We start from the raw sequence: 13175 nt of genomic DNA on the forward strand, positions 1-13175 counted from the left end.
CATCTCAGAAGCGTGATCCAGAACGACGTCAATCGTCTACAGGGTTTTCAGGAGGGTCGACGAGGACCAGCATGTTGCCGGGCAGCGGCCGCTGAAGGTGTTTCACGTCGGCCCACTCGCCGGTGAGCCAGAGATCGACCTCTTCCGGCGTCGTCAGGATCGACGGCATCGCCTTTTCATGAATGGGCTTGACGATCTCGTTGGGCGTCGTCGTCAGAAACCCGAACAGTTCATATTCCTGTTCGCCATCCCGGACTTTCCGCACGCCCTTCCACGGCGTCCAGAGGCCGGCAAAGAACATCAGCGGCCGGTCGGAGTTCTGCGCAAACCAGGCATTCGGCACGCGTCCACCTTCTATCTTGCTCGCAGGATCGGGTTCCGCGAATGACGTGAATGGCACGACGCAGCGGCTTGTCGGTCCAAGCCAGCGCCGCCAATGCGGGGATCCGACATTTCGGATATTGGTGACCCCGCGATCGGCCTTGCCTTTGACGAAGGCCGGCGGTGTCGGCATGCCCCAGGTGGCACTGACGATTTCCCGATTTCCATCGTCATCGACGCGAACGATCGGCGCCAGCGTGTTGGGATAGACGTTGAGCGACGGCTCATTCCATCCGGCCTTGTCGCTCATCGCCTTCGTAAACTGGACGACGGCATCCCGCGTTGTCGTCAAATTGTAGAGATTGCACAAGTCCGTGTCCTCCCTCAGCGCCACATTCCGCGCATCCGCGCACCGACATCAAGACGCACCTGGCGCGGGCCCGCATTGCTCTGTTGCCCGGGCTTCACCACCGGCCATGTCCTGTTCTCAAAATGCTGAAGCAACATAGCGGGAATGAACCGGGTTCGCGAGGCATAGACATGCCTGTCGCCGGTCGAGGACTGCCCATGGGTAAAGAAGCGCTGGGGAACGACAAGGTTCAGGCTGTCCCGCGCCCGTGTCATTGCAACATAGAGCAGGCGCCGCTCTTCCTCGATATCGTCGGTCGTGCCGACGCCAAGATCGGAGGGAATGCAGCCATCGACGGCATTGAGAACAAAGACCGAGCGCCACTCCTGCCCCTTGGCCGAATGGATGGTCGAGAGGATCAGATAGTCTTCGTCGAGCAGCGGCACACCGGCCTGGCCGGAGGTGGCGTCCGGTGGGTCGAGCGTCAGCTCGGTCAGGAACCGTTCCCGCGACGGATAGCCGGCGGCAATATCTTCAAGCTGGAGGAGATCGGCGCGGCGCATCTCAAAGTCTTCATGGATGCGCTCCAGATAGGGCTCATACCATGCCCGGATCCGGCCGAGCTCGGCGGGCCAGCCCATGTTTGATTGGCGGAGATCCGTCACCAACGACACGAGGCCCGGCCAGTCGGCTACTGCTCGTGACGGCGCTGGCAGAGCCGCCAGGGTCTCGATCGGGTCGGCGGTTTCCGCAATCGCATCCAGCGCAGTTTGCGCCGAGGCCGGCCCCACACCTGGCAAGAGTTGCATCAGCCGGAAGCCCGCTACGCGATCGCGCATGTTCTGGGCAAACCGGAGGGCTGCCAGCATGTCCTTCACATGGGCGGAATCGAGGAATTTCAGGCCACCGAACTTCACGAAGGGAATATTCCGGCGGGTGAGCTCGACCTCCAGCGGCCCGCTATGGTGGCTCGCCCGAAACAGCACGGCCTGATCCTTCAGCCGCATGCCACCCTCGCGGTTATCGAGCACCTCATCGGCAATGAACCGCGCCTGATCGCCCTCGTCGCGAACCGTCACCAGCCGCGGCTTTTCGGTTGAGACGCGGTCGGTCCAGAGATCCTTGGTGTAGCGTTCCTGGGCAAGACCGATGACGCCATTGGCGGCCGCGAGGATCGGCTGCGTCGACCGGTAATTGCGGTCGAGCGTGATCACGTCGGCCTTCGGCGAGAATTCATTCGGAAAGTCGAGGATGTTGCGAACCGTCGCAGCCCGGAACGAATAGATCGACTGCGCATCGTCACCGACGACCGTCAGCCCCCGTCCGCCAAGTTTGAGCGCCATCAGGATCGAGGACTGCAGGCGGTTGGTGTCCTGATATTCGTCGACGAGAACATGATCCCATCGTCCGCCGATCTCGGTGGCAAGCGCCGGATCGCCCATGGTCTGAGCCCAATAGAGCAGCAGATCGTCGTAATCGAGGACGTTCTGGATCTGCTTGGCCTCGACATAGGCCGCGAACAATTCCTTCAGCTCCTTTTCCCAGGCGGCACACCAAGGAAAGTTCGCCCTCAGGATTCCCGAGAGCGGCGCCTCGGCATTGACGGTGCGCGAATAGATCGAAAGGCAGGTGCCCTTGGCCGGAAACCGGTTCTCGGTCTTGGAGAAGCCAAGGTCATGGCGGGCGAGGTTCATCAGGTCGGCCGAATCCTCGCGGTCATGGATGGTGAACTGCGGATCGAGACCAAGCTCGATTGCATATTCGCGCAGCAGGCGGGCGCCGATACCGTGGAACGTGCCGGACCAGGCAAGCCCGTCCGCCATGATCCCGGCCCTCTCACCAAGCGCCTTTGCGCAGATCCGCTCGACCCGCTTTCCCATTTCGGCCGCGGCGCGCCGGGAAAAGGTCATCAGCAAGATCCGGCGCGGATCGGCTCCGGAGATGACCAGCTGGGCCACGCGATGGGCAAGCGTATTGGTCTTTCCGGATCCCGCACCCGCAATGATCAGCAGCGGACCGCCGATGGCGCCATCAGGCAAATCCGTGCCATGTAGAACCGCGGCCCGCTGGTTGTCGTTCAATTTTTCGAGATGCGCCGCGCTCATACCGCCCTACCCTAAACCCCTTGTGTTTCGACGATACGCGCCTCGCGCATCAGTGTTCTGTCCCGGTCGCCGTCCACAGGGCCCGCCAATGAGGCCGATTGACTCAAAACCTGAAAAAGAACAAATAAGGAACATATCGGAGAATTCCGCCGTTGCAAAGTCCTGAAGGAGACCGTCCGACATCATGCCGAACAATGCCGCCAGTCCCGCCATCGCAGAGCTTCGTGAGCGCATCGCGCATCTCGAAGGTTCTGGGGGACGCGCGCGATCGGTTCTGCCCTTCGGCCTGAAGGAGATCGATCGCAGGCTACCGGGCGGCGGACTTGCACTCGGCTGTCTGCATGAGGTGGCCGGCGGCGGCAATGGCGCGGTCGACGGAGCAGCGGCGGCACTGTTCGTGGCGGGTATTGCCGCGCGCACCCGAGGCAAGGTGCTATGGGTGGTCACGCGTCCCGATCTCTTTGCACCAGCCATCGCCCAGGCCGGGCTTCAGCCCGACCGCGTGATCCATGTCGAGGCCGGCGACGAGAAGGCATTGCTTGCCTGTTTCGAGGAAGGGCTTCGCCATGGCGGGCTCGGCGCAGTTGTCGCAGAGACCGCGCGTCTTTCCATGACAGCCTCGCGCCGTCTGCAGCTGGCGGCCGAGAACTCCAACACCATCGGGCTGGCGCTGCGCCGCTGGCGACGGCAGACCGAGGCCGGCGACTTCGGGCAGCCGACGGCGAGCGTCACCCGCTGGCGGGTCTCCGTTCTGCCCTCGCGGCCCCTGCCCGTTCCCGGCCTTGGGCGCGCGCGTTGGCTGGTCGAACTCATCCGATGTCGTGCCGGCGAAAGTGCCGATTTTGAACTGGAGGCGTGTGATGACACGGGTCGTCTCGCTCTTCCTTCCGAGGTGGCCGACGGATCGCCTCAGAAGGAAGTCGGGCGCCGCATCGCCTCCCGCTGATGCGCCGCTCGTCATGGCCGGCCGCACAGGCCGCCGCCGTCTGATCACGGCCCTCGATGTCAATGCCGAACGGCTTGGCATTCGGATCGGCATGGCCGTTACCAAGGCGCAAGCCCTTGTGCCTGGGCTTGTGATTGCCGATGCAGATCCTGCCGCTGAGGTCGAGGGGCTGAACAAGCTGGCGCTCTGGGCGCTTCAGCGAATTTCGCCGGTGGTGATGGCCGACCCTCCGGACGGCCTGGTCATCGATACGAACGGCGCTGATCATCTGCATGGCGGAGAGGACGCCATGCTTGCCGACATGATCCGCCGTTTTGCCGCGGCCGCCGTCGAGGCGCGTGCTGCGGTCGCTGATACATGGGGCGCAGCGCATGCTGCTGCCCGGTTTCTGGCGCGACCCGCGATCGTCATCCCACCGGGCGAAAGCGAGGTAGTGTTGCGAACAATGCCGCTTTCAGCGCTCCGGCTCGATCCCGCGACGGTGTCCGACCTGCACACACTCGGTTTCGAGACCATTGGAGAGCTGCTGGATCAGCCGCGCGCACCGCTGACCCTGCGCTTCGGCCCGGAAGTCGTCCGGCGGCTGGACCGGGCGCTTGGCCGGATTGCCGAACCGGTCGACCCAATCCGCTCGCCGGAGTTGGTCGAGGTGCGCAAGGCCTTTGCCGAACCGATCGGCGCGCCTGAGACTATCGCCCGCTATATCGCCAAACTCGCAGACGCGCTCTGTCTTGAACTCGAAAAACGCGGTCTTGGTGCCCGGCGGCTGGATCTTCTGTTCCACCGCGTCGACAACACCATGCAGTTCATCCGCGTCGGCACAGCGCAGCCGGTTCGCGACCCTCGACGCCTTGTGCGACTGTTCCGCGACAGGCTGGAGACCGTCGATCCGGGCTTCGGGATCGAGATCATGGAACTGGTCGCCATCCACGCCGAACCCTTGCGAGAGAAGCAGACGATCTCCTCCCTGGTCGAGGAGCCGGAAGCCGATGTCTCCGATCTGGTCGATGTCCTTGCCAACCGCGTCGGCGAACACCGGCTCTGTCGCTTCGTGCCCGTTCAAAGCGATGTACCCGAACGCTCGGTCGCCCGTATTGCCCCGCTGGCGCCGGAGACGGGCCTTACCTGGGATGGCGACTGGCCGCGGCCACCGCGGCTGCTGCCAAGACCGGAGCCGATCGAAACCATGGCGCTCCTCCCGGATCATCCGCCCGTCTGGTTCACCTGGCGCGGCGTGCGTCGCCGTATCCGTCGTGCCGATGGTCCAGAGCGGGTCCGTGGCGAATGGTGGAAGCGGGATGCCGAACTCACTGCTGTCCGGGACTATTTCCGGGTCGAGGACGATACCGGCGAGCGCTATTGGCTGTTTCGCTCCGGCGACGGCGAGCATGAGGATAGCGGCTCACACCGCTGGTTCATCCATGGGATCTTCGGATGACAGGGCCGCGCTACGCCGAACTGCAGGTCACCACCCATTTCTCGTTTCTGCGTGGGGCGAGCAGTTGCGACGAACTGTTCGCCCGCGCAGCAGAACTCGGCATCGAGGCCATCGGTGTCGTTGATCGCAATTCTCTGGCCGGGGTCGTGCGGGCATTCGAAGCCTCGCGGCAGACCGGCGTCCGACTGGTTGTCGGCTGCCGCCTTGACCTTGCCGACAGCCTGCCGGTCCTCGTCTATCCGACCGACCGGGTGGCCTATGCCCGGCTTTGCCGCCTGCTCTCGCTCGGCAAGATGCGTGCCGGCAAAGGCAAGTGTCGCCTCGAATGGACCGACCTCGTCGCTTATGGCGAGGGGCTGATTGCCATCCTGGTGCCCGATCGCGCCGATGATGACTGCGCCATGCATCTGCGACGGCTGCGGGAGGCTTTCGGGGATCGTGCCTATCTTGCGCTGACGCTGCGACGGCGGCCGAACGATCAGCTCCGTCTATGGCAGCTATCGAACCTCGCTCTCGCAGCCCGGGTTCCGACTGTTGTCACCAATGACGTTCTCTTCCACGCGGTCGGCCGGCAGATGATGCAGGATCTCGTTACCGCGATCCGGCACAATGTCACCATCGACGAACTCGGGCATCGCCGCGAGCGTTTCGCCGATCGCTACCTGAAGCCGCCAGAGGAGATGCACCGGCTGTTCGATCGCTTTCCGGAAGCGCTCGCCCGCACGATCGAGATCATGGAGCGGTGCAGGTTCTCGCTCACGGAACTCGCCTATCAGTATCCGGAGGAAAAGCTCTTTCCGGATCTCAGCCCACAGCAAGCACTGGAAAAACTCACCTGGGAAGGTGCCGCCGAGCGCTATCCCGAGGACCTGCCCGACAAGGTGCGCTCCAATCTCTGCCATGAGCTGGCGTTGATCGAGAAGCTGGACTACGCGCCCTATTTCCTGACGGTGAATGCGATCGTCCGCTTTGCCCGTTCGAGGGACATTCTCTGTCAGGGTCGCGGATCGGCCGCCAATTCCGCCGTCTGCTATGTCCTCGGCGTGACCTCAGTCGATCCGGATCGCAACGATCTCCTGTTCGAGCGCTTTGTCTCGGAAGAACGGCGCGAGCCGCCTGACATCGATGTCGATTTCGAGCACGAACGCCGAGAAGAAGTCATCCAGTGGGTCTATCAGACCTACGGTCGCGATCGATCCGCGCTCTGTTCCACCGTCATCCGCTACCGGGCCAAAGGGGCGCTTCGGGATGTCGGCAAGGCGCTCGGACTGACCGAGGATCTGACCAAGACCCTGTCGTCACAGGTCTGGGGCTGGTCGGAGGGTGTCGGGGAAAAGCATGCTCAAGAACTGAACCTCAATATGGGGGACAGGCGGCTTCGGCTTGCCCTGGAGCTTGCCCGGCAACTCGTCGGTACACCACGCCATCTCTCCCAGCATCCGGGCGGCTTTGTCCTGACCCGCGACCGGCTCGACGAGCTGGTACCGATCGAGCCGGCAGCCATGGAAGACCGGCAGGTCATCGAATGGGACAAGGACGATATCGACGTTCTCGAGTTCATGAAGGTCGATGTGTTGGCGCTTGGCATGCTTTCATGCATGCGCCGTGCCTTTGATCTTCTCGCAGAGCACAAGGATATCCGGCTGGATCTCGCCACCATACCGGCGGAGGATCCGCGCACCTATGCGATGATCCGCAAGGCCGACACGCTCGGCACTTTCCAGATCGAAAGCCGCGCGCAGATGGCCATGCTGCCGCGCATCAAGCCGCGCACCTTCTACGATCTCGTCATCGAGGTCGCGATCGTCCGGCCCGGGCCGATCCAGGGCGATATGGTTCATCCCTATCTGCGCCGGCGCGAGGGCAAGGAAGATGTGACCTATCCAAAGCCCGAGCTTGAAGCGGTGCTTGGCAAGACGCTGGGCGTGCCGCTGTTTCAGGAGCAGGCCATGCGGGTGGCCATCGAGTGCGCCGGGTTTACCGCCGGCGAGGCCGATGAGCTGCGTCGCGCCATGGCAACCTTCAAGCACACCGGCGGGGTATCGAAATTCGGCGCAAAGCTGATCGATGGCATGGTTGCCAGTGGCTATGAGCGCGAATTCGCCGAGCGTACCTTCAGACAGTTGGAAGGCTTCGGCTCCTATGGTTTTCCGGAAAGCCATGCAGCGAGCTTTGCGCTGATTGTCTATGCCTCATCCTGGATGAAGTGCTGGCACCCCGATGCCTTTTGCTGTGCGCTGCTCAATGCCCAGCCGATGGGATTCTATGCCCCGGCCCAGATCGTGCGCGATGCCCGCGACCACGGCGTCGAGGCCCGTCCGGTCTGCATCAATGCAAGCCGATGGGATTGCACGCTGGAACCGACCGACCGCGACGACGGGCGTTTTGCCGTCCGCCTTGGGCTCCGATTGGTGAAGGGCCTTGCCAATGCCGAGGCCGCCCGGCTGGTCTCCTGTCGCGAAGACACGCCCTTTGCTTCGGTCGACGATCTCTGGCGTCGCGCCGGTATTCCGGCCGCTGCCCTGGTAGAACTCGCAGAAGCCGATGCGTTCAGGCCCTCGCTCGGGCTTGCTCGCCGTGAGGCGCTCTGGGCGATCAAGGCCCTGCGGGACGAACCGCTGCCGCTCTTTGCTGCGGCGGCAAGACGCGAGGCCGGTATCGTACCCGAGCAGGCAGAGCCGGAGCCCCTTCTCAAACCCATGGAGGCCGGTCGGGAAGTGGTCGAGGATTACGGCCATGTGGGCTTAACCCTGAGGAAACACCCGGTTTCGTTCCTGCGTTCGGAACTCTCCCGACAGCGGTTCAGGTCCTGCGCCGAAGCCGTCTCTCTGCGCGACGGTCGCTGGGTCAACCTTGCCGGCCTCGTTCTTGTGCGCCAGCGACCGGGCTCGGCCAAGGGCGTGATGTTTATCACGCTTGAGGACGAAACCGCCGTGGCCAATCTCGTGGTCTGGGCCAAGGTGTTCGAGAAATACCGTCGCACCGTTCTTGGATCCGGCATGCTCGGCGTCAAAGGGCGGGTCCAGCGAGAGGGCGAGGTTGTCCATATCGTGGTGCGTGAGCTTGTCGATCTGTCGGCGGAACTGGCAAGCGTCGGGAGCCGGGATACAGCATTTCCGCTTCCGCACGGGCGGGGTGATGAGTTTCATCATGGATCGCCTGGACCGGATCCGCGTGGGATGCCGAAACCGCGCGACATGTTCGACCCGTATGGACATATCGATGAGATTAAGGTGAAGACGCGGGATTTTCGATAGGTTGTCTATAGCGGCTCCGGCTAGCACAATGCGCGAAGTTCATCCAATAGAAAAGACTTTGGCCACGGCATCGTTCACTTTTCTGCCCGAGAACTGTCCGAAAAGCGCCCCCATTTCGGCCGTTCGAGGGTTCTCCGCCCGCTCTACAGAGCAGCCGTTCGCTGCGCAGCGTGGGAAGGTATTCAATGGGCGGGAAACCGACCTTCGCCGCAGGTACTAGAACGCCGGATGTCAACTGCGGAAACGGAGATTTACTTGGTTGGTCAGTGCTACAGGTGAAGGACGGCACTAGAATATTGCTTTCGAGAGTTGGACGCGACACACTGTACCGAAGCAGATAGTCATGAAGGCCAAAAATGCAAGTTCCAGTGCCACCATATGTTGGGCAATTTCTAGCGGAGATTAAAAGAAACCATCGAACCAACGCCGTGATTCGTGAGCGCTTGACTCTGGGGAAATCTGGAGCTTTCGTGGCCATTGTGGACTGTACAGGCAGCCTGGACGGGATACACATCTTGAAGGTTGATATCCTTCCTACTGACTGGGATGGGGAGGAGGTGCGACATAGGAAGGCGATCTCCGATGGAGCGTTTTCGGGAAAAATCCCTCAAATCGCATTGAGCCTCGAAGCGGACGAGCACTATTGTATGCTGATCAAATTGGCCGGCCAATCGCGTATTAAGTGGCGGCCGCTGGTTGCCGATCACTGGCTGTTTCGTTCTGCCTACACAGAGTTTTCAAAGATATCCTGGACCCCTGACTTATTTACGCTGGGTGAGCAACAAACGATAGGTAAAGTGATCACAGCTCTTTTGGGGTACAAGCTATTGGCGGAACAGGGTGGTCGAATTCACACGCATGTTTCAGACTTTATTTCGTCGGATATCCTTGGGGCCTCGTTGTTCTTTCTTCATGGGCAAATTCTGCCCAACCCGGTTGTCTTTGCCACATCCGACACGAGCGAGTCGGTGATTCGACCGTTCTTTGGTCCGACACATGGTGACTGTCATAGTCAAAATTTGTTCGTGAAAGCCGGTGAGAATGGCAATGTTCACGACATTAATCTGATCGATTTCGCAACCTATCAATCAAACGGCCCCGTGTTTTTCGACCATGCTTATTTGGAGCTCGCAACTCTCCTGCGGACCTTCGACGGTCTTGGAATTGCACGCTGGCACAAGTTGGCCGAGGCGCTGGCCGAGGAGAATGAGGCGGCGCAAATTGATCCAGGCGAGCGCGGTTGGCTCCAAGACATTTTGACTGCTCGCAAGACTGCTACAGAGCTCGCTTTCCGACGTTACCCGGATCGGCAAGATGATCTGAAACTACAGATGGTATTGGCGCAGGTCGGGGCTGGTTTGGCCTTCCTACACAAGACTCCTCGTGCGGGCAGTGGGTCGGGTGGGCTCACGACTTCGCAGTACAGCCAGAGCTTTGTTTGGTCAGCCGTCTTCCTCAAACAGCTCCTCAATATGATCGGCAAAGAGGTGACTGACCTGTTTCCGAATGGCACAGCAATCCCATGGCCGAATAGCCCGGTTCAAATTCCTGGGCGCGACACCCTGCTTTCCGACTTCACTCTGCGCTTTGACAACTCCGGCTTCAACATCCTCATAGTGGGCAACGACCTCGATACGGTGCCTCCGGATATCGCGAGCGCGCCTTGGTCCTTTGTGATTGATTTCCGAACGTCGGCCCCGACCGAAAGTGAGCAGCAGGCAAATCCCAGAGCATCCCGTCAGTTCTGGCCCGGTCAACAACCACCGGACCTAAAAATTCTGCATCGCGGGTGCATCTGGTATTTTGCGAACGGCCGGCAGGACATTTCCGGCGTCGTTCCCACTGTTTCCACGACCGATTGGCGGCGAACATACAAGCGTGGTCTCGACCATTTGCTGGGCGAAATTGCCAGGTCACACGCGCCGACTGATGTTCGTTGCCTAGTTCTCGCGAATGGCCTTTCCCAGGACATCGCTCGGATGGTGATAGAGAGCATGGACATGGAGTTCGGCGAAACGCTCGCTCCGGTGAGCGTTGCTGACGGAAGTCCTGAATTGTCCACCATCGAAGGGGTCGAGATTTCGCAACTCCCCTTGGACACGATAATTTCTGAGCTGGTTGGCAATCGCGCCGCCTCTCCCCGTGCGGTGGACGACGCTCTGCTTCCGCAACGAACTGCGGGATCCGTGGGCCTGGTTCAAGCCCCTGCGGGTTTGCTTTCTCGTGTCGATCGGGATCTAACAGTACTCTACCGCGCAAGGGCGCAAAGCCTTCCACAAGGTCGATCGTTCGGGATCGATTTCCGCCGTGGCATGCCGATCGAATGGGCCGAGTTGGCGCAACAACTCGATGTGCCGCGCGAAAACGCGTTCGATACCTATAACAAGGAGATTCTGGAAGCTCTCGAAGCTTCAAGCAATCGCACCGTGAACCTGTTTCATGAACCCAGTTCAGGCGGAACTACACTCGCTCGACGACTCGCTTGGAGTTTCATGGAGCGTGTCCCAACTGTCATCTTGGACCAAATCAGCAGCGACACCTCTTCGTATCTGAGGGATGTGTTCCAATTTTGCTCGCTTCCAGTGTTAGTGGTCATGGAGGCGTCCGTTGTCACTGAGAGCGAGCGCGAGGGCCTCCTCCAGCAACTTCGAGAAGACAACACCAGGGCGGTATTCTTGACCGTCTCCCGATCCGTCAAGAAGAACGATTCCGACGGAGTTCTTTCCGGGAGGCTCAACGACGAGGAGACTCGCAAGTTTCTGAAAGCATATCTTGAGCAAGTAGAAGACCCCAATAGGCAGAGCCAGCTTCGCCGGCTTGCAAGCCCGCAGACGCCAGGCGAACAAAAAAATCCATTCTTTTTCGGCCTGACGGCATTCGGTGAGGGGTTTCTGGGCGTCCAGAAACTGATTGAAGATGTGGTTAAGGGAGCTAAAAGCGATGCTGCGAGGGAGCTCTTGGCCGATCTTTCTCTTGTCAGCTTCTACTACAGCGAAGGGTTTCCCGAAGTCGAATTCGATGAGCTATGCGATGTCCTGAACGATGGGAACGCGCCCGTTGACAATGAGTCGCTGTTCTTGCTGCGATCAGGCAGCCACATCCGCGTCTCCCATGCGCTCTTGGCACGGGAAGTTCTGGCTAACCTTGCTAGAAACGAAGAGCGGTGGCATGCGGATATTTCGCGTTTTTCGACCACTCTTTTGTCTCACCTCCGCAGGCTTCGGAACAACGCTTCGGACAGAGTCCAGAGAATGGTTCAGTCATTGTTCATCACACGCGACACTGAGAGTGCGATCCTTGCAGACGTTGACGTTTCGGTTGGTGGTATCGGAAGCCGGCGCTTCTCTCAGCTAATCAATGACATTGGAAATGCAGAGCTAGCGCGAAAGCTATTTGACCGAATTACACAAATCTGGCCGAGAGAGCCGCACTACGCCGCACACCTTGCGCGCCACTTGATGTACGAGGACCCTAAGGACATCGATGAAGCAGTGCGAAAGGCAAGTTTCGCCGAACAGCTACCCGATGCGGGAAGCGACGCGACATTGGTTCACGTCGCAGGAATGGCTCATCGAATCCGCATGGAACAGATCCTCAAAGAGGCGATCACACAATGCCATACCTTGGGCGCAGTCGAGACCGCAGTTCAATCCGATTTTGTTGAGGCAACCAGCCGCTTCGAGCGATCTACACAGATCAAACCATCGAATGAACATGGTTTAGTTGCGACTATCCAAACGGTCTCGATTTTGCTTAGGCAATCGATGCGCCTTTCCGGTGTGGACAATTTCTCGGCCTTCCTGACTGCGCGTTCTTCAGGGTTTTACATGGACGCTCTCTCTCTTGCCGAAGAGAATATAGATCTGTTGAAAAACCGACCGAGACTATCAATCCGAGCCGAAAAGACCATCGCCGAATGGAACAATGTCTACGGTAATACCGATAGGGTGGTGTCGGACCTTAGGGCGTTGGCGGCTCGTCGCGAAGACCTTGATGTGCGTCGGGCTTTGTGTGCCGCGATAATCGCGCGCGCAAAGCACAATTGGCGATCGATGAGCCAGGGCGATCTTCGTACCATTGTGTTGATGATGGAAAGGAATATTAATCAACAAGGGGTCCGCGACGCGGACATTCGGCGTTGGTTCTCAGCGTATCGCCACCTGAACACATTCGACGAGTCGATCGCGATTCAACGTCTGATCGATTGGCACGGCCTTAGCTCAAAATCGGTCGAGCCGGCATACTACCTGTTTGCTCTCAACTTCTTGCGTTTCCTCAGTTCTCAAGGCTCGCTCCAAGCACTAGCGACTGAAGTCAACAGCTGGAACCAAGTTTGCCAGAACAACCGGCCTTACGGGAGCCGGTCGTGGTCCTACGATTGGCTTGAAAGAACAGGCAAAGAACCCAGGCTGGCACATTTCAAGAACGACCTAGAAGATCTCGACCCACCTTCTATGATCAAAGGGGAAAAGCCAGCAGACCTCGCGAAGCTGGAAGCCCGACTAGCACGGGTGGAAGGAACCCTTAGAGGGTACCGGGGGCCACAGTTCGCCAACCTCGATCTTGGGTTCAACCTTTTCGCCAAGATCACTCCGCTTGACCGATTGTCGAAAGACGACGAAGGGAAGCGAATTTCCGCGTTCATTTCGTTTTCCTATGATGGGTTGATTGGGTGGGACCCGAAGCTTGTTCAGCGCTAAATGCTCGATCGGTCCAAGTAAACGACGCGATTGTCGAGCCGAAAGCGACTATGCCCCTG

6 protein-coding genes are annotated in these 13175 nt (G+C 59.9%); 4 read left to right on the forward strand and 2 right to left on the reverse strand.

Annotated features, from left to right (window positions below):
• Window positions 1-28: 28 nt before the first annotated feature.
• Complete coding sequence (locus GGR30_RS03195; protein WP_183482458.1) at window positions 29-691, reverse strand: SOS response-associated peptidase; 663 nt, start codon at window positions 689-691, stop codon at window positions 29-31.
• 14 nt (window positions 692-705) lie between these two features.
• Window positions 706-2775 (reverse strand): ATP-dependent helicase, encoded by a 2070-nt coding sequence (locus GGR30_RS03200; RefSeq protein WP_183482460.1) that lies wholly within the window; start codon window positions 2773-2775, stop codon window positions 706-708.
• A gap of 184 nt (window positions 2776-2959) precedes the next feature.
• On the opposite strand from GGR30_RS03200, the gene GGR30_RS03205 reads away from it, so the two are divergent.
• The 4 genes from GGR30_RS03205 (at window position 2960) to GGR30_RS03220 (ending at window position 13116) form a co-directional block, all read left to right on the forward strand.
• On the forward strand, window positions 2960-3721 hold the full coding sequence (locus GGR30_RS03205; protein WP_183482462.1) for an ImuA family protein: 762 nt from the start codon (window positions 2960-2962) through the stop codon (window positions 3719-3721).
• Entirely contained in the window at window positions 3636-5159 is a 1524-nt protein-coding gene (locus tag GGR30_RS03210) for a Y-family DNA polymerase (protein ID WP_183482464.1), read from the forward strand. Before GGR30_RS03205 ends, GGR30_RS03210 begins: the two co-directional genes overlap by 86 nt.
• Window positions 5156-8416, forward strand: a complete 3261-nt coding sequence (locus GGR30_RS03215; RefSeq protein ID WP_183482466.1) for an error-prone DNA polymerase — start codon at window positions 5156-5158, stop codon at window positions 8414-8416. The genes GGR30_RS03210 and GGR30_RS03215 overlap by 4 nt, the downstream gene beginning before the upstream one ends.
• A gap of 515 nt (window positions 8417-8931) precedes the next feature.
• Entirely contained in the window at window positions 8932-13116 is a 4185-nt protein-coding gene (locus GGR30_RS03220; protein WP_183482468.1) for a hypothetical protein, read from the forward strand.
• Window positions 13117-13175: the final 59 nt, after the last annotated feature.

Source organism: Martelella radicis, assembly GCF_014196625.1.
Classification (GTDB): Bacteria; Pseudomonadota; Alphaproteobacteria; order Rhizobiales; family Rhizobiaceae; genus Martelella; species Martelella radicis.

Bases quoted from the DNA above. Each gene is read 5' to 3' on its own strand.
- GGR30_RS03205 (WP_183482462.1), top strand. From the start codon at position 2,960: ATGCCGAACAATGCCGCCAGTCCCGCCATCGCAGAGCTTCGTGAGCGC.
- GGR30_RS03200 (WP_183482460.1), bottom strand. From the start codon at position 2,775: ATGAGCGCGGCGCATCTCGAAAAATTGAACGACAACCAGCGGGCCGCG.
- GGR30_RS03215 (WP_183482466.1), top strand. From the start codon at position 5,156: ATGACAGGGCCGCGCTACGCCGAACTGCAGGTCACCACCCATTTCTCG.
- GGR30_RS03210 (WP_183482464.1), top strand. From the start codon at position 3,636: ATGACACGGGTCGTCTCGCTCTTCCTTCCGAGGTGGCCGACGGATCGC.